The sequence below is a fragment of the Parageobacillus thermantarcticus genome (genome assembly GCF_900111865.1).
GTDB classification, from domain to species: Bacteria; Bacillota; Bacilli; order Bacillales; family Anoxybacillaceae; genus Parageobacillus; species Parageobacillus thermantarcticus.
On sequence record NZ_FOJS01000002.1, the window covers coordinates 182,716 to 204,799 of the forward strand.

Consider the following 22,084-nt stretch of genomic DNA (forward strand, 5'->3'; position numbering starts at 1 on the left):
CGCCATCCTGCAAATATTTTGTCGCACTGGACCATTGTTTCACGCATTGCAATCACTCACATCAGGCCTCTATCAGAGACATGAAGAAACAAAGATACCTTATCTCCTGTATGATAAAATTAAGTACAAATTACAACAAGGAGTGTCAGGAGCATGAACATTATCCCTACCCATCATCTAGACCGCATAAAAGTACAACAATTTTTTATCAATCATTGGGAAAGCCCGCAAATGGTCGTTTCGACGGGAGTGTATGATTGCAGCGAGCTGGACGGTTTTGCCGCGGTCCAAGGCAGCGGAAAAATAGTGGGCCTCATTACTTATATGATCAACGTGGAAGAATGCGAGATCGTTTCGCTAGACAGTGTAATCGAAAACCAAGGAGTCGGCAGTGCTCTTTTGCAACAAGCGGAAGCATTCGCCGAGCAGCATGGATGTAGCACGGTCCGCTTAATCACGACGAACGATAATTTGCACGCTTTGCGCTTTTATCAAAAACGAGGCTACCAGATTGTCAAAGTCTTCCCAAATGCCGTAGAAAAAGCAAGACAAATTAAACCGAGCATTCCGCACGTTAGCCCAGATGGCATTCCGATCCGGGATGAGCTGTTGCTTGTCAAACAACTACTGTAAATAACGGATGAAAGTAGTGACGTTTCTAAATGTCTACCATCATCCTTCTTCTACACAAAAATTGATCTCGCCTATTTCGAAATGGAATATATATTTCATGATATTGCGATTTGCGAAAAACACCCGTTTATGTTTGTATTTTAGCCACGATAACAAAAACCATCCCCTTCTCTCCTTTGAAAGACGGGGATGGTGCATATGTTTAAAATAACAGTCCTTCTTCTATACCAATGTGATACACATAGTATAAACCATATACTATACTAACTAGCGAAACTACTTTTACAATGAACTGATAAATCGTTTGCTTCTGTTTCATCCAGATAAACGGCAGCCCTAGAAAAGTAGTAAATAACATCATGCCAATGATCGTTCCCATGCCAAATATAAGTATAAATAGCAGTGCCTGAAATCGATTATCAACGGTTGTTAACGTTAAAAGTACCATTCCGGCACTGCCAGCTAGTCCATGAACAATACCAATGAATGTCGACTTTAAATGAAGGTGGTTTATCTTCACTTCCTTTTTAGCAGGAATTGTATAAGTCGAGCGAAAACTTGCACCCCCTAAGATGACGATCATCACTCCAACGACTAGTTCCAGCCACATTGCTGTGGTTTCTGGTATTTGTTGTTCCATCCCTATCATAACCATGCCAATGACAAATAGGGTTACGGTATGGCCGATCCCCCAAAAAACCCCTGCGAGCGACGAAAGAGAAAGCTTATTTGTTCGGCTGGCAATGGTGGATACAGCAATGACATGATCCGGTTCGGTTGCATGTTTGATACCCAAGACAAATCCAAAAAGCAAAACCGGCAATATGGCACTCACCAGCACTCCATCTCCTTATCTTTTTTAGTACTTTCGCAGAAAAATAGGTTCCTCTTGAAAACATTCTTCGCGAATAAACTGATGAATCATTTGAAAAATCGTTTCAATCACATGCGTTTCGTGAGCTAAAACACGAACAATCAATCCCGGAATCATAGGGATAGACCACCCAAGGTGAGCAGAAACAGGAAAACGCGTTGCCAGCCATTCAAATTTTTGAAGAATATCCTTTGTAATAAAAGGACTAATCACAAAAAGAGAACCAAGATGAGTATATCCTTCCATCTGAAGAATTCCCGTAATCCCTTTGCCCGGTTCTAAATAGAGATGATCAAATAACATTAAATTGCCCTCATAATATATCTTTAATTTAGAGCGGATCCAATCGTAACGAAACAACTCACCGCTTTCTGACCACCCCGGTGTAATAATATCACCATAAATGAATGTAGAACTTTCTTTCATATAAACGGTCGTTTCTTGATAAAATTGTGCTTTTTCATAAGCAATGACTGGGTCGGGAAAAAATTCGAGCACGCTTTGATCATCCAGGTAAAATGACGTATATTGTTGTACTGGCGTATTGACTGTTTTATATATTTTCGTTGCCGATTGCGTGGTGGCAATCAGATGCGCTCCTTCTTGCAGCATTATTTCCGTCTTATATCGATCTCCGTCTACATACCCTCCTCCTACATGAATCAAGTAAATCGTCGGCTGAGAAGGATGAAGGTATATCGGCCGGGTCAACTTCAACGCTCCCTCATAATAGCAATCGGAAATAACGGTACGGCCGTTTTTCTTTACGGCCGTACACCGCAACAGACCTGACCAGCTCATTCTTCCAACCCTACCAACATTACTTGCTTGTGAATCCACTCCACTACTTCCGCTAATCCAATTTCTTCTTTTAAATTGGTAAAAATAACCGGTTTTGTTCCGCGCGCCGCTTTTGCATCCCGCTCCATCACTTCTAAACGTGCACCTACATAAGGGGCGAGGTCGATCTTATTAATAACTAACAAGTCGGATTTAATCATTCCTTGCCCGCCTTTGCGCGGAATTTTTTCCCCTTGCGCTACATCAATGACATAAATAGAGAAATCAACGAGCTCCGGACTGAATGTGGCGGCCAAATTGTCGCCGCCGCTTTCGATGAAAATAATCTCTACATCAGGATGGCGTGCTTTCAGCTCATCAATTGCCGCAAAATTCATCGAAGCATCCTCGCGAATGGCGGTGTGTGGACATCCCCCCGTTTCCACACCGATAATCCGATCTTCCGGCAGCACACTATGTTTTATTAAAAACTGCGCATCTTCTTTTGTATATATATCGTTCGTGACCACCGCTAGGCTGAATTTGCCGTACAACGCCCGAGTGAGCTTTTCGACAAGCATCGTCTTTCCCGCACCGACCGGTCCGCCGATTCCGATTCTTACTGGTTCCATCTCCATTTTCTCTCCTTTCGAAAAATTAAGACATAAATAAGCGAACGGAAAGTTGTTCATGCTGCATTTGCGCGATTTCCAATCCCGGCACTGCCGCTCCCAGATCCTCTTCTGTTAACGTATCGATCTTCTGCACCGCTTTGATCAAATGCGGCCGTATCGAAACGAGCAGCCGCTGCCCATCGGTCTGTCCGAGCGGAATAGCGCGAATCGCATTTTGCACAAGAGCTTGGACAGAAGTATATAAATACGATAAAACCGTCGTCTCTTTCAGAATTTCCAAATGATAACAAACGATCGCGAAAACAAGAGCAGGATGCATATATCCTTGTTTCTTTTCATCGTCATTCCATATGTCCAAAGGATAGATTGCTTTGCAAATTTTCCACATTCGTTCCCCGATCATCCGCGTTCCTTCTCTTGTTTCCTTTGCCAAACAAAGCGCAGCCAGCATTTCATTTAACCGCCATACATCTTCTTTTGATTTTTTCTCTAAAAAATCGTACGTTAACCGGCACGCCAAGCCGTCGGTATACGTCAGTTGCGTTTGAATATAAACAGAGAGCGCATCGCGAAACGTTTCAACGTTATTGATCTTTTCGTTGAAAATATATGTTTCAAATCCGAAGGAGTGGGAAAATGCTCCGGAAGGAAAGTTCGAATCACAGAGCTGCAATAAAGGCAACAGCTTATCCATCATGGCGATGGCCGATATAACGAAACGCTTGCTTTACTTTTCGTTTTTCCCGCTGGTACGGGATATGCAATTGTTTTAGCAGCTCTTCTACTAAGTAATCATATTGAACGAGCATTTCCTCCCCTTCGAACTGGGCGGGCAGATGGCGATTCCCAAGCTGGTGCGCAATTTCTCCCATTTGTTTCATTGATGTAGGCCGAATGACAAGCAAATCATCAGGCAGCACGCTCACAACAATCATATTTTTCTCATCCATCCATAAGATATCGCCATCCGTTAATTCCTTTGCGTCTTTTAAACGAATCCCTAATTCTCTTCCATGGTCGGTGACAACGCGCTGAATTCGTTTAACTAAATCATCGCTGCTTAAATATACCCGCTCTATATGCGGAGGCAATCGATCTAACATTGCAATATTTCCGACGATTTTTTCGACAATCATTTTTATCACCTCAAAATAAAAAATATCGTTGCGCCATTGGAACCACTTCGGCTGGTTCACACGTAATAAGGGTCCCATCGACTCTTACCTCGTACGTTTGTGGGTCGACATCAATCTTTGGCATCGCATTGTTATACACCATATCGTTTTTCGACAAGCTGCGAATGCGCTCTACCGGTCGAATGATTTTTTGTAAATTCAATTTCTGCGGGATTCCAAGTTCAAAAGCTGCTTTCGATACAAATGTAATCGAAGTGTTATATAAGGCTTTTCCATAGCTTGCGAACATCGGTCGATACATGGCCGGCTGCGGAGTTGGAATGCTGGCATTTGGGTCTCCCATGACGCTGTAGGCAATCATTCCCCCTTTCAAAACAAGTTCTGGTTTTACGCCGAAAAACGCAGGATGCCAAACAACTAAATCGGCCAATTTGCCCACTTCGATCGATCCGACGTACTTCGCAATCCCATGGGTAAGCGCCGGATTAATCGTATATTTGGCAATGTACCGCTTGACGCGAAAATTATCTCCATTTCTTCCTTTATCTTCTGGTAATTTTCCAAATTGCTTTTTCATCTTATCCGCCGTTTGCCATGTGCGCAAAACCACTTCCCCGACGCGGCCCATCGCCTGCGAATCGGAACTGATCATGCTAAAAGCACCTAAATCATGGAGAATATCTTCCGCCGCAATCGTTTCTTTGCGAATGCGAGAATCCGCAAAAGCAATATCTTCGGGAACAGACGGGTCTAAATGATGACAAACCATCAACATGTCTAAATGCTCATCTAACGTATTTTTCGTATAAGGCCGCGTTGGATTTGTAGAAGAAGGCAGTATATTTGGAAAACTCGCTACTTTAATAATATCAGGCGCATGCCCTCCTCCTGCTCCTTCCGTATGATAGGTGTGAATGACGCGACCGTTAATCGCCCGCAACGTATCTTCGACAAATCCTCCTTCATTCAATGTATCGGTATGAATGGCCACTTGCACATCATATTCGTCCGCAACTTGCAAACTCGCATCAATGGCTGCTGCGGTTGTCCCCCAATCTTCATGAAGCTTTAGGCCAATGGCTCCTGCGCGGATTTGCTCCGCTAACGGCTCTTTCGCCGATGCGTTGCCTTTTCCTAAAAATCCAAGATTCATCGGAAACGCTTCGGCCGCTTCTAGCATGCGATAGATGTTCCACTCTCCAGGAGTGCACGTCGTCGCATTTGTTCCCGTTGCCGGCCCGGTTCCTCCGCCGATCATCGTCGTAATCCCCGATGACAAGGCCGTTTCGATTTGTTGCGGACAAATAAAGTGAATATGAGCGTCAATTCCTCCTGCAGTGACAATTTTTCCCTCCGCTGCAATAACTTCTGTCGCTGCTCCGATGATGATATTGACTCCATCCATTAACAGCGGATTACCCGCTTTCCCGATGGCGGCAATCTTCCCGTCTTTAATCCCGATATCTGCTTTATAAATTCCGGTATAGTCTACAATAATCGCGTTCGTCAGTACTAAATCTACCGATTCCGCACGCATGGCAAGCGGATGTTGCCCCATTCCATCGCGAATGACTTTTCCGCCGCCAAATTTCACTTCATCGCCATAAACGGTAAAATCTTTTTCAATCTCAATCCATAAATCGGTATCCGCTAAACGAACACAATCTCCTGTTGTCGGTCCAAACATGTCCGCATATTGTTTCCGTGACATTTGAAAACTCATCCATTTACTCCCCTTTCTTGTCTCGATCAAGCGGTCCGTTGACAAAATTATTCAATCCGTAAACACAACGTTCCCCAGAAAAAGGAACAAGTTCTACTTGCTTTGCATCCCCGGGTTCAAAGCGCACCGCTGTTCCTGCAGGAATATTTAAATGCTTTCCGTACGCCGCTTGGCGGTTAAATTCAAGAAACAAGTTGACTTCAAAAAAATGAAAGTGTGAACCGACTTGAATCGGACGATCCCCGCGATTTTTCACAATGATTTTTGTAGTCGGCTTATGTTGATTGCAAACAATTGCTTCTTGTTTTAACAAATATTCCCCTGGGATCATCAATTTTTCTCCCCCTTTTAGCGAATCGGATGATGAATCGTAACGAGCTTCGTGCCATCCGGAAATGTCGCTTCCACTTGTATGTCTTCGATCATTTCCGGCACTCCTTCCATCACATCATCACGAGTTAAAATCGTTGTCCCGTATTGCATTAACTCCGCCACCGTACGCCCATCGCGCGCACCTTCTAAAATTTCATATGTAATTAAAGCGACCGCTTCCGGATAATTTAGCTTTAACCCCCTCTCTTTGCGGCGACGGGCAAGATCCGCCGCTACAACAATAAGCAATTTCTCTTGTTCGCGAGCGGTTAATCTCATTGTTCTCTCCTTCCTTTTTATTTTTAAACAGTTAAGAACTGTTGAATGTCATTCATATTCGTTTCGCTAACACGCCCCTGTGCGACAACGGTGCCGCGATCGAAAATGTAAAAGTAGTCAGCGCATGAAAAAGCCAAATCTAAGCTATGCTCGACAAGCACAATGCCAACCATTTTTTCTTTGGCGATTTTGACAATAACATCACGAATGAGCTGTACGATCGATGGCTGGATTCCCTCCATCGGCTCATCAAGCAAAAGCAATTTTGGCTGCCCAATCAGCGCACGGGCAATGGCAAGCTGTTGCTGCTGCCCGCCGCTTAAATCTCCCCCTTTTCGATGCAACATTTCTTTTAATATAGGAAATAATTCATAAATTTCTGCTAAAATCTGTGCTGGATTGACTTTCTTAGAAAGTGCCTCAAACCCTAGCAATAAATTTTCTTCCACCGTTAACGTAGAAAAAATTTCCCTTCCTTGTGGAACATAGCCAATCCCCTTTCTTACTCTCTCTTCAGGCGGCAATGAGGTAATATCTTCATCTTCCCACTCGATTTTGCCGGCCATTGGTTTGATTAACCCGATGATGCTCTTGATGAGCGTCGTTTTTCCGACGCCATTTCGCCCAAGCACCGCTGTCACAGCGCCTTTTTGTGCGTTAATGCTTACGTTTTCCAACACAACGCTTTGTTCATATCCCGCCGTAACGTTTTGCACGCTTAACACGCTTTCTCCTCCCTTCCCAAATAAACTTCTACCACTTTTTCATTTTTCTGAATGTCTTCCATTGTCCCCTCGCATAATACTTTCCCTTCATGCATAACCGTTACTTGTTTGGAAAAGCGGCGCACAAAATCCATATCATGCTCGACGATGACGACGGCGCAGTTGCGAGCGATTTCGTGGATCAACTCCCCTGTTCGTTCCCGCTCCGCTTCGCTCATCCCAGCAATCGGTTCATCAAGCAACAACAGCTGAGGAAATTGGATAAGCTGCATACCAATTTCAAGCCACTGCTTTTGGCCGTGTGAAAGAGAACCAGCCTTTTGCTCAGCATAATCGAATAATTGGATGCGTTGCAGCACCGCGATAATAGTATCCCGATCTTCTCGCGACAACTTCGCCCGTAAAACAGCGAACAAGCCGCGGTCTTGCTTTAAAGCTAATTCCATATTCTCCCATACCGTCAACTGGTGAAAAATCGATGGACTTTGAAATTTTCGCGCAACGCCTAGCCGGACAATTTTGTGCTCCGGCATTTTCGTAATATCGTGTGAGTAAAATAACACTTTCCCTCTGCACGCTCTTGTTTTGCCGCAAATCACATCTAAGAGCGTCGTCTTTCCCGCTCCGTTTGGCCCGATTAAAAAGCGGACTTCGTGCGGATAAACTTCCAAATTCACCCCTTGCAATGCGTGAAATCCGTCAAAATCCACCGACACTTCGCGACACATGAGAACCGGCTTCATGTGTTTTCCCCTCCCTTTGTCCTTTTCTTTGCTTAAAAGACTGGTATACGCCTGCAAGTCCGTTTGGCAAAAACATGACCACACCGATAAATAATCCTCCTAAAAATAGCAGCCATATATCAGGATAATTTTCGCTAAAGAAGCTTTTCGCACTGTTCGTCACAATAGCACCTATCACAGCCCCAATTAATGAACTTCTTCCCCCGACAGCAACCCACAATACCATTTCAATCGAAGGAATAATTCCCATCATCGCCGGAGAAATCAGCCCGACTTGCAACACAAACATTATGCCCGCCAGCGCGGCAAAAGCCGCGGAAAGACTATAGACAAACACCTTGTACGTTGTTGGATTAAACCCTAAAAAGCGGACCCTATTTTCACCATCCCGGATAGCTACAAGCACCCGGCCGAAACGGCTCACCGTTAACCAACGGGAAAAAAGGAAAATAAGCAAAAGCAAACAAACGGTGATCCAGTAAAGAATAATTTGAGTAAAAGGAGAAGATAAAGGGAAACCGAAAACGGTCGAGAAATTCGTTAATCCATTCGTTCCCCCTGTCCATTCCTGCTTGCCGATGAACAACGTAACAAAAACAACAACTACAGCTTGTGATAATAAAGAGAAATAGACGCCTTTAATCCGATTTTTAAACGTAAAATAACTCAGAAATGCCGCTAATAGCACTGGGATGATGATGGCGGAAGAAATAGCAACTAGCGGATGTTCAAACGGTTTCCAAAACCACGGGAGTTGGTGTACACCGCTCCACTCCATAAAATCAGGCAAACGCCCATGCGAAGACTCTAACTTCAAATACATCGCCATACAGTAAGCACCTAAACCAAAGTACACGCCATGACCTAAACTTAAAATCCCGGTATAGCCCCAAATCAAAGAAATTCCAATTGCAATCATCGCAAAGCAGAGAAATTTTCCGAGCAGCGATAAACGAAATTCTGTTAAATAAAACGGCGCTGCAAACAAAGCGAGGAAAAACAGCCAATAAAGCCAGCCTTTTTTTGTCATCTTTGACACCTCTCAATCGAGCGATCTTGTTTTCACACTGACAAGCCCCGAAGGCTTCCATTGCAAAAAGGCAATAATAAGCGCAAACATCATCACTTTTGCCATCGTCGCACTTGTCGAATACTCCATCAACGTGCTAACCAATCCGATTCCGAACGCTCCCAACACCGTGCCGATGAGTTTTCCCACCCCTCCTAAAATGACAACCATAAATGCATCGACAATATAGTACGTTCCAATCGTTGGACCAATCGGACCGAGCAATGTCAACGCACATCCTGCTAAACCGGCAAAGCCGGAACCAATCGCAAAAGCATATGCATCGACTTTTCGAGTAGAAATCCCAAGACAAGAAGCCATATCTCGGTTTAACGTAACCGCTCTTATTCTGCGGCCGGCTGGCGTTTTCGTTAAATAAATATAAAGGGCAAAAATGGATAGGATGACAAATACTAAAATAAACAGCCGTTTGTACGGAAACACCACTCCCGCAATGCGAACCCCTCCATCCAACCATTCAGGAGGAAGCACCGCTACATTTGGCGCCCCAAAAATCGTGCGCGCGATTTGCTGCAAAATCAAGCTGACTCCCCATGTCGCCAACAAACTATCCAACGGCCGATGATATAAGTGCCGGATTAATATTTTTTCCAATCCCCAGCCAAGGAGAGCCGAAACAAAAAAGGCAACAGGAATGGCAATGAAGAAATAATATCCCATCGACTGCGGCGCATATTTTGCAAATATTTGTTGAACGACATATGTCATATACGCTCCCACCATAATCAATTCGCCATGGGCCATGTTGATGACACCCATTAGCCCAAAGGTAACCGCCAGCCCTATAGCAACAAAAAGCAAAATCGAACCTAAGCTGAAACCGTTAAAAACTTGCGTAATAACGACGGACAACAAAGCCCCCTCCTTTCTTGGAAATGGAAAGGAGCCTAAACTCCTTTCCGCAACGGATATTTTTCATTTAATTTAGATCTTTCGCCCATGGATAGCTTTTTAAATAAGGATCTGGCTTAATTGCCTTTCCGGAATTCCACAGCTCTTTAAACTGTCCATTTGGCTGGATTTCTCCTATTCTCACAATCTTCCACGTGTGCTGCGTTTCCCCATCGATTTTTACCGTTCCGCCAGGCGCTTTATATTCGATGCCATCCGCTGCTTTTTTCACCTTATCGACGTCAAAAGAGCCCGCTTTCTTTACTGCTTCCGCCCATAAATGGACGGCGAAATACGCTGCTTCAATCGGGTCATCGGTGACTCGATCTTTCCCGTATTTCTTTTTATATTTTTCTACAAACACTTTATTTTCCGGCGTATCCGTTGACTGGAAATAATTCCACACGGCAAGATGCCCAGCCAACACATCGCCGCCAATTCCGCGAATTTCTTCTTCTGCAATGCTGACAGACATCACCGTTACATCTTTTGCAGTAATCCCAGCATCTTTTAACTGCTTAAAGAAAGCGACATTGCTGTCTCCGTTTAATGTGTTAAACACAACATCCGGCTTCATTTCTTTAATTTTGCTAATAATCGTGCTATAATCTGTATGGCCAAGCGGTGTGTACTCTTCGCCAACCAATTGTCCGCCTTCCGCCCTTAACTGAGCTTTAATAATTTTGTTGGCTGTACGCGGAAACACATAATCCGAGCCAAGCAAGAAAAATTTCTTTCCTCTGTTTTCTAGCAGCCAGCTAACCGCTGGAACGATTTGCTGATTCGTTGTCGCACCTGTATAGAAAATATTTGGCGAAGACTCCATCCCTTCATACTGCACAGGATACCAAAGCAATCCATTATTTTGCTCTACGACAGGAAGCATCGCTTTTCGGCTTGCCGATGTCCATCCGCCAAAGATCGCCACCACTTTGTCTTTCTGTAGCAGTTTTTTCGCCTTTTCTGCAAACGTCGGCCAATCGGAGGCACCATCTTCGACGACCGGTTCAATCTTTTTGCCGAGCAGTCCTCCAGATTCATTAATCTCCTCAATCGCCATTAATTCCGCATCGCGTAATGATACCTCGCTGATTGCCATCGTGCCGCTCAATGAATGGAGAATACCTACTTTGACCGTGTCACCCGTTTCTGATGTGTTTGTTTCTTTCGTCTTTTCTTTCATCTCGTCGACTGCCGACGATGCAGCACATCCGCTTAATGCAAACACACCCCCATATAAAAGCAAAGTCAGCAGTTTAAAGGTTTTCCATTTTAATTTATGCATGTAAACACTCCTTACAAAATTATTAAGATATGATTAGATAAGGCATATAACTGCACACATCATATACTGCTTGTTTTAGCGTAAATTTCTCATGACTATGATGAAGTTTTCGTCCTCCTTTCTCTCAATATGTAATATTATATAACATAATATGTAATATTTATATACAAATATTATACATAATCTTTCCTTTATAAGCAAGTTGAAAATCAAAAAACACAATATACTTTGTCAGGAATCCTTACATATTTTTCGGATTCAAAGGTTGCAAAATGTGAAAAAACGTCAGGACTTGTTAAAACAAGCGCCTGACGTTTTTCTTCTATGCTTAAACGACTAAGTTCAGTAATACGATCAACAAAAACGCGACAACGGAAATAATCGTTTCCATTGCTGTCCATGTCATCAACGTCTCTTTGACGGTCATGCCGAAATACTCTTTGATCATCCAGAAGCCGGAGTCATTGACGTGCGATAAAATGAGCGATCCCGCTCCTGTCGCTAATACGAGCAATTCTGTGTTCGTGCCTGGAATGCTCGCAGCAATTGGAGCGACAATGCCGGCTGCGGTCATCATCGATACCGTCGCAGAACCTGTCGCGATCCGAATGAGCGCAGCGATCCCCCAACCTAACAGCAGCGGAGACATATGCGAATGTTTGGCTAAGTCGGCGATTTGATCGCCAATGCCAGAATCAAGCAACACCTTATTGAACGCTCCACCAGCGCCAATGACAAGCAAAATATTGGCGACAGGACCAAGGCATTCGTTGGCAAATTTCAACACTTTATCGCGATTGAATCCGCGCGCATAGCCAAGGCTAAAGAACGAATAAATCGTCGCGATCAACAAGGCGATGATCGGATCCCCGATAAACCGCAACACTTTGGACGCTTCCGACGCTTGATCTAGCGTGACATTGGCAATGGAAGCAATCAGCATTAAAATGACCGGAAGCAAAATCGTAAATAACGTGTTGCCAAAGCCAGGAAGGTCTTTCTCTTCTTTATGCTGCACAAGCTGCTCGGCGATTTCTTCTGGCACTTTTTTATACATGCGCGACCCGATCCATTTGCCAAACAGCGGTCCAGCGATCATAGCTGTCGGTAGCCCGACAATAAGCGAATAAAGAATCGTTGTTCCGACATCGGCTTTAAAAATGCCGACGGCGGCCATCGCTGCCGGATGCGGCGGAACAAGCCCGTGCACGACCGACAATCCGGCAACAAGCGGAATGCCAATCGTCACAAGTGACATTCCCGTTTCCATCGCAATCGTAAACACAAGCGGAATTAATAGCACGAATCCTACTTGGAAAAACACTGGGATCCCCACTAAAAATGCGACGACCATCATCGCCCAATGGACGCGTTTTTGGCCAAAACGGTCAATCAATGTTTTCGCGATGCGTTCGGCGCCCCCGGACTCCGCCATCATTTTGCCAAGCATCGTCCCGAGCGCCAATACGATCGCTAAAAAGCCAAGCGTGTTGCCAAGACCTGCTTTAATCGAATCAATAATTCCCGGCGTTTCCGGCGACGGCGCGATCAACGGCATGCCCATTGCCAGCCCGACGCCAACGGATGTCAAAATCAAAGCGACAAACGGATGCATTTTCGCAACCGTGATGAGCAGCAATAATACAACAATAGCAGCAATAACAATCGCGATTCCCATATTTCCATGCCCCCTCTGTTGTTCTTGATGTCAACTAAACCGATTTAGTTATGGCGCATAACTATGAATCCTTCCGTTGAAACGAAGCGATCACATCAAATTCATCTTTTAAACGGTCATATAAACGCGTATACATATCAAATAGTTCGGAATAAACAAGCGTATTTTTCTCATTTGGCACATGGCGCGATAAAATATGAATCCACGTTTTCACCGTATCTAATGATGGGATGTCGCCAAGTGCGTACAACGCCAATGCCGCGGCGCCTAACGCCGACGCCTCATGCGTTTCCGGTACTAATAGCTCTTTTCCCATCATATCGGCAAGCATTTGCCGCCAAAACGGGGATTTGGCAAAACCGCCCGATACGCGAATTTCCGAGAGCGGCCCCGTGACATCGCGAATCGCCAAAGCGACGGAAAAGACGCTCATGCATACCCCTTCCATCACCGCGCGAATAAAATGTTCCCGTTTATGATGGAGGCTGATGCCAAAAAACGTTCCTCTCGCGTTCGCATTCCAGTACGGCGCACGTTCTCCTGACAAAAACGGAAGAAACAACAACCCTTCCGAACCTGCCGGAACCTTTTCGGCGTATTTTGTCAGCAAATCATACGGATCAATGCCGAGCTTTTTCGCCACTTCGCGCTCCTGGCTGCCAAATTCGTCACGGAGCCATCGTAATAAAATACCGCCATTGTTCGTCGGCCCCCCGACGACCCAATGGTTTGGCGACAACGCATAACAAAACGTCCGCCCTTTTTCATCCGTTTTTTGCACAGGGGAAATCGTACGCACCGCGCCGCTTGTTCCGATCGTAATCGCCGCTTCCCCCGGCAAAACCGCCCCGACTCCGACGTTGGCGAGCACCCCGTCGCTAGCTCCGACAACGACAGGAACGTCCGGATCCAAGCCCATTCGTTCAGCCCATTCTTTCTTCATCCCCCGCAATATATGCGTCGTTGGTACTAAACTGGATAACTGCGCTCTTGTAATCCCGAGAAGTTCAAGAACATCCGCGTCCCAGTCAAGCGTATCTAAACGAAACAGACCAGTTGCCGAAGCGATCGAATAGTCAACAACGTATTGTCCATATAATTGATACAGCACATATTCTTTCATCGACACAAACTTATGCGCCTGACGGAATAAATCCGGCTGTTTTTCTTTCAGCCAAAGCAATTTTGGAAGCGGCGACATCGGATGAATCGGTGTTCCTGTTCGTTTATAAATGCTGATGCCGTTCCATTCATCGAAAAGCCGCTCCGCTTGTCCAACACTGCGGTTATCCGCCCAAATGATACAGCGAGTAAGCGGGCGACCTAATGCATCGAGCGCCATTAAAGAATGCATCGCCGCGCTGAATCCGATCGCCTTCACTTGGCTAGCATCAATATTTAATTTAGAGATGACAGCGTTTACAGTTTGGACAACAGCCGCGAAAATCTCCTCTGGGTCTTGCTCCGCCCAACCTGGATGCGGCTGGATGATTGGATAATCAATCGCGTGGGAGACAAGCGCTCGCCCTTGTTCGCCAAACGCCACCGCTTTCGTGCTTGTCGTTCCGATATCGACGCCAATTACAATCTGTTGTTTTGCTTTCATGTTACTTCCCTCTTTCTTATGACGTTTTTTTCTTTTGCCGACCCTCGTTCAATAAACGTAGGCGAAAAGCGAAAAATTTGCGGTTGATGTTCGCTTTTTTTTGCAATTTGCAAAAACAGGCGCTCGGCCGCTTTTTTCCCCATGGCAAACGTCGGCTGCGCGATCGTCGTTAGCGTCGGTGTATAAACATGGGCGAATGGAACGTCATCGATGCTGATGATCGCCAGTTCGTCAGGAATTTTAATATGATTTCCTTTAATAAAATACAAAACTTCCATCAACGTTAAGTCATTGATCGCAAACAACGCTTCCGGCAGGCGTCCAGATGCAAACAACCTCGCTAATTCGTTTTGAATATATGGAATTTCCGTCGTAATAAAATAATCGTCAACAATTGGAAGCCCCTTTTTCGCTAACGCTTGCCGAAATCCTTCAATGCGCTCCATCCTCGGAATGATATGGGAAACAGGCGGCGGTGCAACGACTCCGATGCGCTTGTAACCGCGCTCGGCGAAATATTCGACCGCCAAGGCAGCGGCTTTTTGATTATCAAGCAAAATCGCGTCCGCTTTGACCCCCGGAACCATCCGGTCAATGAACACGAGCGGAAACCGTTCTTCGACCATTTTTTGATATACATCAGCATTTTTCCCTGTCGGAAAAATAATCAAGCCATCGACTTGTTTTGCCCGCAGCATCTCAATATATTTCCTTTCTTTTTCCGGATCGTCATCGGAATTAGAGACGATGACATGGAAACCGCGCTCTTGGCACGCTTCCTCAATCGCATGCAACACCTGCGTCGTAAGCATGTGCAAAATGTTGAAGACAATCACTCCGATTGTCATCGTTGTTTTCTGTTTTAAGCTGCGGGCGATAATATTCGGTTGATATCCCAACTCTTCAATAGCCCGGGCAATTCGTTTTCTCGTTTCTTCGCTCATATATTCATAACGTTTATTTAAATATTGCGATACCGTGCTTTTCGAAACATTCGCCAACTTCGCGACGTCAGCCATCGTCACTTTTTTCAAAGGGATCCCTCTTTCATACTAAATCGATTTAGTAATTATAAACGCTTTCATAAACCGGTTTAGTGAAATTATAAAACAAAATGAAACCGTTTTACAACTATTTTTATAAAAAAATTTTTGCTTTCAAAAGATTAACATATTTTCACAAAATATTTATCTGATCGCAAAACATCGTTAATAAACCGATTTTATGATCATTATATAGATACATAACCATTTAATTTATTGATGAAGGAGGAGGCAAAATTGAAAAACATCGGCCAAAAAATTATCAGTTTTGCGTTAATCGGCTCGCTCACCGCCGGATCTTTTGCTTTCGCGGCACGCGAAGAAGCAAAGGAAAAGCAAAAATCCAAACCAATTAAAAATGTCATCATGATGGTAATGGATGGAACAAGCGCAGGAGCAACGACACTGGCAAGATGGTATAAAGGAGAACCGCTCGCTTTGGATGAAATGGCAAGCGGCGCCGTGCGCACATACTCGGCGGAATCAGCGATCACCGACTCTGCCCCGGCTGCCACCGCGATGGCAACAGGATTTAAATCCAATGACAAGTACATCGGCATTCTTCCAAGTGTAGTGAATTCTCCGGGCGTACAGTCCATTTCGAAAGAACTCGCCATGAAGCCGTCCGCAAATGTGCTCGAAGGCGCCGAATTGATGGGGAAAGCAACGGGAATTATCGCAACATCGGCGATTCAACATGCTACGCCGGCAGGCTTCTCCGCCCATGTCCATCACCGAAACTTGTTTCCGGATATCGCTGAACAACAAGTGTATCAAAATATCGAAGTCGTCTTAGGCGGCGGAAAAGAAGCGTTACTCCCGGGCAATGGAAAAAACAACCGAAAAGACAATGAAAATATGCTAGAAGTCATTAAGAAAAAAGGATATGACGTCGTGGAAACGAGAGACGAACTGCTTCGTTCAACATCCGACAAAATTTGGGGCGTGTTTGCCGATGACGCGCTTGCGCAAGATATGAACCGTCCTTATACAAGACCTAATGAGCCAACGCTGGCGGAAATGACGAAAAAAGCGATCGATACGCTTTCAAAAGATAAAGACGGATTTTTCTTATTTGTGGAAGGCAGCCAGCCGGATTGGGCGGCCCATGCCAATGACCCTGTAGGGATGATCAGCGAAGTGCTAGCCTTTGACAAAGCAGTCGCAGAAGCGCTTTCCTTCGCGAAAAAACGCAACGACACGCTTGTGATCGCCGTAGCTGACCACGGCAACAGCGGCATTACGATCGGCAACCGCAACACCGATCAATCGTACCCTGAAACTCCTGTTTCCGCATATATCGATCCGCTGAAAAAAGCGAAAATGACGCTAGAAGGAGCAATGAGCCAATTAAAAGCGGACAAATCCAATTTAGAAGAAGTTGCTCGTTTATACGGATTAGACCCATTAACAGCGGAAGAGAAGAAAAAATTAAACGAATCCAACGATCTTCGCAAAACATTGACGGAATTGCTGGCCGCGCGCGCGAATCTTGGATTTACCACTGGCGGACATACAGGGGAAGATGTATTTCTCTACAGCTACGGCCCGAACCGGCCAATCGGCACATTTGAAAATACGGATTTAGCCCGCATCATGGCAAAAGCGATGGGCTTTCAATTAAACGACTTAAATAAACGGTTATTTGTCAACGCGAAAGAAAAATTTGCAGCGATAGGAGCGACCGCCACTATCGACAATACGGACGCACAAAATCCTAAGCTGATCGTGAAAAAAGGAAAGATGGTCGCCGAATTCCCTGCAAACAAAAACATCATGATCGCCGGAAACAAAACGTATGAATTAGAAGGGCTTGTTGTTTACAGTGCAGAACAATTTTGGGTTCCAAAACAAGCGATCAAGTTGTTTAAACAAATTCAATAGCATGGCAAACGGCGCGAAACCTCTAGTTCGCGCCGTTTTCTGCATTCACAAAAAATGGATTAGAATAAAATTTTGGAGAGATAGACGATCATCGTCACCGTCACCGAACTAAACAGCGTTGACATCAATACCGCTTGCGCCGCATAATCTGGATGGTGGCCGTATTCCCACGCGTAAAGCGCCGTGTTTCTGGAACAAGGATACGAGCTTGCGATAAACAACGCTTGGGCGGTCACCCCATCAAGATGCAATGCAAAAATAATCATAGCGGCAAGCGCCGGCGAAAGAAGGAGGCGCCCGAAAACGCTAACAAACAATAGCGATGGGAACCGTTTGAAATCAATATAGGCCACTTGCGCTCCCAATGTCAGCAGCGCAACGGCCAAAAACGCATTGGCAACGTTTTGAAAAGGATTCCAAATAAACGATGGAACCGGAACATCTAACGACCGAAAAAGCAGCCCAAACAACAGCGCATAAATAATTGGGTTTTTCAAAAATTCCGCCGTCACCTTTCCTTTCTTTTCACCAGCAGATAAAAAATTCCACACGCCGTATGTATTGGTAAGGAAGTTTTGGAAAATCGTCACGACGATTTGAATCGACAGCCCTAGCGGCTGCTGATGAAACACAAGCTGGCTTACCGGAATGCCAAAATTGCCGGAATTGTTGAGAACAATCGTATTTTGAAACGTAGCGGATAGGCTCCGATCAAGCTTTAACAGTTTTGCCATGACCGTACTGATAGCGATTAACACCCCATTTTGCACCACCAAAAACCCTAACACTTTCATCAACACATCCACATCAATGTTACTTTCCTGAACCTCCCAATGGCTAAAGCCATGGGGTTCTTGTGTACTATAGAGCTTCTTCCATACCTTCGCATGGACACTGACTCTAATTCCACAAGACTTTCATGGACAAACACCTCACTGGTGCTTATCGCCCTGTGCGCCCGGTTCAAGACGCTTTTTGTTATTCAAATTCCCATACTACTTAATAATTTATTTCCTTTGCTCTTTAACCGTTCTATTTCTTTATCGTGTAGTTGCTTAAATTTTTCCCATGTCGTAAAACATTTTTCTCTATCAATTTCTTTTAGATTATCTTTAATATTCATGATCAAGAAAGCTGAATATAAATCCCGTTGAATTTTAAAATTACCAAAATCATTCCAACGTTCTGATAATTTCTTTTTATTGTATTCATCTGTAAGATGATTATATTGACTTGCTTTTACAGAAAATGTATCAACAAATTTCAATCTTTTGCCTTCATAACTTAATTTTCTATCTAATATAGTTAAAAACATGCTTGGAGCTTTGTTTCCTATACTTTTACCAAATCGCTTTTTACTTTTAAATTTTCCATTTTTATCTTTTATTGTTTCTTTAGTTCTTGCTTGTAAACCTTTATAATTCATTGTTTCCACTTTAATATCATCTCCCAATGACAATATCCAATTAGCCAATTTATTATGATCTTGTTTACGTTTTTCAGCTAATTTTCTTTGTAATTCTGCTAACTGATTTTTCGTTTTAATATAATTTTTACTCCATATCCATTTTAGATTATTTTTTTTAATTGTTCCATCTTCGTTATATTTATGTGGATTATTTGCCCGTCTTTGACGATCTAACTTACGTTGCAATATTCGTTTTTTTCGCTCAATATTTTCAACACTTGGAGCAAGTTCTAATAATTTTATTTCTTTTTCGGAACATACAGCAATCGTTTGAGTGCCAATATCAATTCCCACTTTTCCTTCATTTCTAGGATGTTTAATTTCTCCTGTTTTTGGATTAATTTTCTTTGGTGGTATTCCTTCAAGAATTAATTGAAGATAATATTTAATTTTGCCTCTAATTAATTTACGAACAATGCGGCAATATTTAATTCGATCTTGTAACGCCATATGAGCATAAATATCATTTTTCTTTATAATTACTGGAATATTTAATCCATTCCATTGTAATTTATTATTTTTAAAACGAATTCCTGTACTATTAGATTTACCTTCTAATGAATCCATTTCATTATATTTTTTAAACTTTACTTTTTCTGCATTATCAAATATTAATTTTTCTATTGCTTGCCATGCTCTTGTTGCTATCTTTTGAACTGTAAATGAATCAATATTTTTCTTGAAGTGTTGTTGCATTGGCTTAACAAATAAATGCATAGCATATTCATTTAATCCATATTCTTTATGTAAATTATTTAATAATTTATTTCTTTCTTTAGTTTTTTCTTGTTTTATAAGTTCCCTGTAATTTTTATCGTTTTGCAATTTTTTATAACGTTTTAATAATTCACGTAAACAGGCATTATATAACTGCCTACCTATTTCAAATCGTTTTTCTAAAATATGTTCTTGCCACGGTTCAGTTTTTAATTTTAATGTTAATACATAACTTGCAGATTTTGTTTTAGCCAATACAACACACCTCTTTAAACATTTTTCTGATTTTCAATATATTTCATTACTGCCTCTTCTGAAATATGACCGACTGTACAACAAAAATAACTTCTAGTCCAAAGCGAAGGAAGTCTACTCTTTAATGACGGGTATTTTTCTCTTAATATTCGACTACTTCTCCCTTTGAATGCTTGTATTAATTTATGGATATGTTGTCGTGGATCAAAAGAAATAAACATATGAACATGATCTGGCATAATTTCTAACGCTTTAATTTCAACATCATTTTCTTTCGCTACTTCATACAAAATCTCTCTTAAATCTTTTTCAATATCTCCAACTAATACTTTACGTCTATATTTCGGACAAAATATAACATGATATTGATTTAAATAAACAATTCCTTTTTTATGAGTATACTTATCGTTTGACATTAGATAATTACCTCCTATCTAATGTCTATTATACAAGTTATTAGATATATTGCAAGTATCTAATGGAAATGCTTTGAAATTTTAATATCACATTATTTCATCCCAATGACTAAAGTCATGGGCTTTCATAATGCAGTTTTCGTAACTTAACAAAGCCTATAATAAAAATGAATCCGCAACAATTCGCCTGCTTAAATACTGGATCAAGTCCGCGAAATTGTGTAAAAAAGCGATTCTATTTTCCCGTAATTCAAGTCTACTGTACTGGCAATGGAATTTTACACAATAATTTGGATTTGACCTAAATACTGCTGTACAACAAAAAAAGGACTGAGTCTGTTGATTCAGTCCTTTCCACCTAACTATCATAATTACGGCATTACGGCTTCAATATCTCGCTGTCACCATTTTTTTGCGCGTATAAAATTCGACGCCGTCGCGGCCATTTGCATGAAGGTCTCCGTAGAAAGAGTTTTTATAACCGGAGAATGGAAAGAAAGCCATCGGCGCCGGAACCGCCACGTTGACACCGAGCATGCCGGCGTCAATTTCTTCGCGGAATTGACGGATCGCTTTCGCGCTGTCGGTATAAATGCACGCACCGTTGGCAAATTCGGATTGGTTGGCGATTTGAATGGCTTCATCTAAATCGCGCACGCGAACGACCGACAAAACAGGCGCAAAAATTTCATCTTTCCAAATCGTCATGCTCGGTTTCACATGATCAAAAATCGTCGGGCCGATAAAATAGCCTTCCCCGCTTGTCGCAGCGTCACGACGTCCGTCACGGACAAGCTGCGCTCCTTCTTTTTCACCGATTTCAATATATTGGATGGTCCGTTCTTTATGAGACTGGCGAATGACGGGGCCCAAAAAAACATCTTTCTGCAATCCGTTGCCGATTTTTATCTCATCGGCTGCTTTCTTTAAACGCTCCACAAGTTCATCGGCAATATCGCCGACGGCCACTACTACTGCGCACGCCATGCAGCGTTCGCCTGCCGAGCCAAATGCAGCATTAATAATGTTTGCAACGGCATAATCCAAATCAGCATCTGGCATAACAATGGAATGGTTTTTCGCACCTGCCAAAGCTTGCACCCGTTTTCCATGAGCCGCTGCCGTTTTATATACATACTCAGCGACCGGCTGAGATCCGACGAAAGAGACCGCTTTAATATCTTTATGTTCTAAAATGCCATTGACGACATCATGCGCCCCATGAACGATGTTTAGGACACCCGCTGGGAGACCGGCTTCCGTAAATAGTTCAGCTAAGCGATTGGCTAACATTGGCGTACGTTCAGACGGTTTCAGCACAAACGTATTTCCGCAGGCAATCGCCAAAGGAAACATCCAGCATGGGACCATCATCGGAAAATTGAAAGGCGTAATTCCCGCAACGACGCCAAGCGGATAACGGTACATGCCTGATTCGATTCCCGTGGCGATGTCTGGAAGCTGCTGTCCCATCATTAAAGTAGGAACTCCCGCAGCAAACTCTACGCATTCGATCCCGCGTTGAACCTCACCATACGCTTCATCATAGCTCTTGCCGTTTTCTAATGTAACAAGACGAGCTAACTCTTCCCAATGCTCAACAAGGAGCTGCTGGTAGCGAAAAAGAATGCGGGCGCGACGCGGTACAGGCACTTTGCTCCATGTTTCGAACGCTTCTTTTGCTGCCGCAACCGCTTGATCTAATTCTTTCCGTGAAGAAATCGGAACATAAGCTAACGCTTCTCCCGTAGCCGGGTTAGGAACGAGTTCTACCTTTCCTGAAGATGAGTCTACCCATTGTCCACCTATAAAGTTTTTCAATGTTTGTACAATAGTCGCTGAAGCCATCAT

Annotated in this window: 21 protein-coding genes and 1 pseudogene; 2 read left to right on the top strand and 20 right to left on the bottom strand. The window is 43.4% G+C overall.

Annotation, left to right across the window (positions count from 1 at the left end; all coding sequences use genetic code 11):
- Positions 1–153: 153 nt before the first annotated feature.
- Complete coding sequence (locus tag BM278_RS02955; RefSeq protein WP_090947876.1) at positions 154–633, top strand: GNAT family N-acetyltransferase; 480 nt, start codon at positions 154–156, stop codon at positions 631–633.
- A 202-nt stretch (positions 634–835) separates the two neighbouring features.
- Here BM278_RS02955 and BM278_RS02960 read toward each other — a convergent pair whose 3' ends face one another.
- From BM278_RS02960 to BM278_RS03035, 16 genes are all read right to left on the bottom strand, one after another.
- Positions 836–1,468, bottom strand: coding sequence for an urease accessory protein UreH (locus tag BM278_RS02960; RefSeq protein WP_090947877.1), 633 nt, complete (start codon positions 1,466–1,468; stop codon positions 836–838).
- Positions 1,469–1,492: 24 nt separating this feature from the next.
- The gene (locus BM278_RS02965) at positions 1,493–2,308 is read right to left on the bottom strand and encodes an urease accessory protein UreD (protein ID WP_090947878.1); all 816 of its coding nucleotides are present in this window, start codon (positions 2,306–2,308) and stop codon (positions 1,493–1,495) included.
- A complete protein-coding gene (gene ureG / locus BM278_RS02970; protein ID WP_090947879.1) occupies positions 2,305–2,919 on the bottom strand; it encodes an urease accessory protein UreG in 615 nt (204 codons plus the stop codon). Before ureG ends, BM278_RS02965 begins: the two co-directional genes overlap by 4 nt.
- Before the next feature lie 25 nt (positions 2,920–2,944).
- Complete coding sequence (locus BM278_RS02975) at positions 2,945–3,616, bottom strand: urease accessory protein UreF (RefSeq protein ID WP_090947928.1); 672 nt, start codon at positions 3,614–3,616, stop codon at positions 2,945–2,947.
- Positions 3,609–4,058 (bottom strand): urease accessory protein UreE, encoded by a 450-nt coding sequence (gene ureE / locus BM278_RS02980; protein WP_090947880.1) that lies wholly within the window; start codon positions 4,056–4,058, stop codon positions 3,609–3,611. Before ureE ends, BM278_RS02975 begins: the two co-directional genes overlap by 8 nt.
- A gap of 10 nt (positions 4,059–4,068) precedes the next feature.
- The gene (ureC, locus tag BM278_RS02985; RefSeq protein WP_090947881.1) at positions 4,069–5,781 is read right to left on the bottom strand and encodes an urease subunit alpha; all 1,713 of its coding nucleotides are present in this window, start codon (positions 5,779–5,781) and stop codon (positions 4,069–4,071) included.
- Positions 5,782–5,785: 4 nt separating this feature from the next.
- Positions 5,786–6,112: an urease subunit beta gene (locus tag BM278_RS02990; RefSeq protein WP_090947882.1), complete on the bottom strand. Its 327-nt coding sequence runs from the start codon at positions 6,110–6,112 to the stop codon at positions 5,786–5,788.
- A gap of 17 nt (positions 6,113–6,129) precedes the next feature.
- Complete coding sequence (locus BM278_RS02995; RefSeq protein WP_013401012.1) at positions 6,130–6,432, bottom strand: urease subunit gamma; 303 nt, start codon at positions 6,430–6,432, stop codon at positions 6,130–6,132.
- Positions 6,433–6,455: 23 nt separating this feature from the next.
- Complete coding sequence (gene urtE, locus BM278_RS03000; protein ID WP_090947883.1) at positions 6,456–7,157, bottom strand: urea ABC transporter ATP-binding subunit UrtE; 702 nt, start codon at positions 7,155–7,157, stop codon at positions 6,456–6,458.
- Complete coding sequence (urtD, locus tag BM278_RS03005; protein WP_090947884.1) at positions 7,151–7,900, bottom strand: urea ABC transporter ATP-binding protein UrtD; 750 nt, start codon at positions 7,898–7,900, stop codon at positions 7,151–7,153. The genes urtE and urtD overlap by 7 nt, the downstream gene beginning before the upstream one ends.
- On the bottom strand, positions 7,857–8,930 hold the full coding sequence (gene urtC, locus BM278_RS03010; RefSeq protein WP_090947885.1) for an urea ABC transporter permease subunit UrtC: 1,074 nt from the start codon (positions 8,928–8,930) through the stop codon (positions 7,857–7,859). Before urtC ends, urtD begins: the two co-directional genes overlap by 44 nt.
- A 12-nt stretch (positions 8,931–8,942) precedes the next feature.
- Entirely contained in the window at positions 8,943–9,842 is a 900-nt protein-coding gene (urtB, locus tag BM278_RS03015) for an urea ABC transporter permease subunit UrtB (protein ID WP_090947886.1), read from the bottom strand.
- A 67-nt stretch (positions 9,843–9,909) separates the two neighbouring features.
- Entirely contained in the window at positions 9,910–11,166 is a 1,257-nt protein-coding gene (gene urtA, locus BM278_RS03020) for an urea ABC transporter substrate-binding protein (protein WP_090947887.1), read from the bottom strand.
- A gap of 328 nt (positions 11,167–11,494) precedes the next feature.
- Complete coding sequence (locus BM278_RS03025) at positions 11,495–12,844, bottom strand: GntP family permease (protein ID WP_090947888.1); 1,350 nt, start codon at positions 12,842–12,844, stop codon at positions 11,495–11,497.
- A gap of 61 nt (positions 12,845–12,905) precedes the next feature.
- Positions 12,906–14,450, bottom strand: a complete 1,545-nt coding sequence (gene gntK / locus BM278_RS03030) for a gluconokinase (RefSeq protein WP_090947889.1) — start codon at positions 14,448–14,450, stop codon at positions 12,906–12,908.
- Positions 14,447–15,484, bottom strand: a complete 1,038-nt coding sequence (locus BM278_RS03035; RefSeq protein ID WP_090947890.1) for a LacI family DNA-binding transcriptional regulator — start codon at positions 15,482–15,484, stop codon at positions 14,447–14,449. The genes gntK and BM278_RS03035 overlap by 4 nt, the downstream gene beginning before the upstream one ends.
- 246 nt (positions 15,485–15,730) lie before the next feature.
- On the opposite strand from BM278_RS03035, the gene BM278_RS03040 reads away from it, so the two are divergent.
- Positions 15,731–17,377: an alkaline phosphatase gene (locus BM278_RS03040; protein WP_090947891.1), complete on the top strand. Its 1,647-nt coding sequence runs from the start codon at positions 15,731–15,733 to the stop codon at positions 17,375–17,377.
- Between the two features lie 59 nt (positions 17,378–17,436).
- Here BM278_RS03040 and BM278_RS03045 read toward each other — a convergent pair.
- The 4 genes and pseudogenes from BM278_RS03045 to BM278_RS03060 form a co-directional block, all read right to left on the bottom strand.
- Positions 17,437–18,204: pseudogene (locus BM278_RS03045) on the bottom strand (AEC family transporter); the annotation flags it as partial.
- A 155-nt stretch (positions 18,205–18,359) separates the two neighbouring features.
- A complete protein-coding gene (locus BM278_RS03050) occupies positions 18,360–19,817 on the bottom strand; it encodes an RNA-guided endonuclease TnpB family protein (RefSeq protein WP_090947893.1) in 1,458 nt (485 codons plus the stop codon).
- A 14-nt stretch (positions 19,818–19,831) separates the two neighbouring features.
- Positions 19,832–20,233 (bottom strand): IS200/IS605 family transposase, encoded by a 402-nt coding sequence (gene tnpA / locus BM278_RS03055; protein WP_090947894.1) that lies wholly within the window; start codon positions 20,231–20,233, stop codon positions 19,832–19,834.
- Positions 20,234–20,620: 387 nt separating this feature from the next.
- Positions 20,621–22,081: a CoA-acylating methylmalonate-semialdehyde dehydrogenase gene (locus BM278_RS03060; RefSeq protein ID WP_090947895.1), complete on the bottom strand. Its 1,461-nt coding sequence runs from the start codon at positions 22,079–22,081 to the stop codon at positions 20,621–20,623.
- Positions 22,082–22,084 lie beyond the last annotated feature (3 nt).